At 51.7% G+C, this 1,786-nt stretch carries 1 rRNA gene; it reads left to right on the top strand.

Annotated features, from left to right (window positions below):
* Window positions 1-89: 89 nt before the first annotated feature.
* Window positions 90-1,786: ribosomal RNA gene (locus L972_RS09665) — 23S ribosomal RNA — on the top strand; the annotation flags it as partial.

Below are 1,786 nucleotides of genomic sequence, written 5' to 3'. Positions count from 1 at the left end.
AAACTTCTTGGCGAAAACCAAATTTTATTTGGTCCTTGTTGTACTTCAACAAGCAAGCGTTGTTTCGACGACACTTCTTGGGGTTGTATGGTTAAGTGACTAAGCGTACATGGTGGATGCCTTGGCAGTCAGAGGCGATGAAGGACGTACTAACCTGCGATAAGCTGTGAGAAGTCGGTAAGAGACGCTATTACTCACAGATTTCCGAATGGGGAAACCCACCCGAGATAACTCGGGTATCTGTTACTGAATACATAGGTAACAGAGGCGAACCGGGAGAACTGAAACATCTAAGTACCCCGAGGAAAAGAAATCAACCGAGATTCCCTCAGTAGCGGCGAGCGAACGGGGATTAGCCCTTAAGCATCTTGGAAGTTAGTGGAACGGTCCTGGAAAGGCCGGCGATACAGGGTGATAGCCCCGTACACGAAAACAACCTTGATGTGAAATCGAGTAGGGCGGGACACGTGACATCCTGTCTGAATATGGGGGGACCATCCTCCAAGGCTAAATACTCCTGACTGACCGATAGTGAACCAGTACCGTGAGGGAAAGGCGAAAAGAACCCCTGTGAGGGGAGTGAAATAGAACCTGAAACCGTGTACGTACAAGCAGTGGGAGCCCTTCGGGGTGACTGCGTACCTTTTGTATAATGGGTCAGCGACTTACATTTTGTAGCGAGGTTAACCGTATAGGGGAGCCGTAGGGAAACCGAGTCTTAACTGGGCGTCTAGTTGCAAGGTGTAGACCCGAAACCGGGTGATCTAGCCATGGGCAGGTTGAAGGTTGAGTAACATCAACTGGAGGACCGAACCCACTAACGTTGCAAAGTTAGGGGATGACCTGTGGCTGGGGGTGAAAGGCCAATCAAACTCGGAGATAGCTGGTTCTCCCCGAAAGCTATTTAGGTAGCGCCTCGGACGAATACTACTGGGGGTAGAGCACTGTTTGGGCTAGGGGGTCATCCCGACTTACCAACCCCATGCAAACTCCGAATACCAGTAAGTAATATCCGGGAGACACACGGCGGGTGCTAACGTCCGTCGTGAAGAGGGAAACAACCCAGACCGCCGGCTAAGGTCCCAAAGTTCTGGTTAAGTGGGAAACGATGTGGGAAGGCTCAGACAGCTAGGATGTTGGCTTAGAAGCAGCCATCATTTAAAGAAAGCGTAATAGCTCACTAGTCGAGTCGGCCTGCGCGGAAGATGTAACGGGGCTCAAACCAGGCACCGAAGCCGCGGATTCACACTTATGTGTGAGTGGTAGGGGAGCGTTCTGTAAGTCTGCGAAGGTGTATCGAGAGGTATGCTGGAGATATCAGAAGTGCGAATGCTGACGTAAGTAACGATAAAGGGGGTGAAAAGCCTCCTCGCCGGAAGACCAAGGGTTCCTGTCCAACGTTAATCGGGGCAGGGTGAGTCGACCCCTAAGGTGAGGCCGAAAGGCGTAATCGATGGGAAGCAGGTTAATATTCCTGCACGACTTGTAATTGCGATGGGGGGACGGAGAAGGCTAGGTGGGCCAGGCGACGGTTGTCCTGGTGAAAGTGCGTAGGTGGTGTTTCTAGGCAAATCCGGAGACACAACACTGAGACACGAGACGAACGCACTACGGTGCGGAAGCCATTGATGCCCTGCTTCCAGGAAAAGCCTCTAAGCTTCAGATTACAAGTCATCGTACCCCAAACCGACACAGGTGGTCGGGTAGAGAATACCAAGGCGCTTGAGAGAACTCGGGTGAAGGAACTAGGCAAAATAGAACCGTAACTTCGGGAGAAGGTTCGCTC

It is taken from the genome of Aeromonas sp. ZOR0001 (assembly GCF_000801015.1).
Classification (GTDB): domain Bacteria; phylum Pseudomonadota; class Gammaproteobacteria; order Enterobacterales; family Aeromonadaceae; genus Aeromonas; species Aeromonas veronii.
Note: the sequence above shows the minus strand (reverse complement) of the source record. Positions and strands in the feature narration are given on the sequence as shown.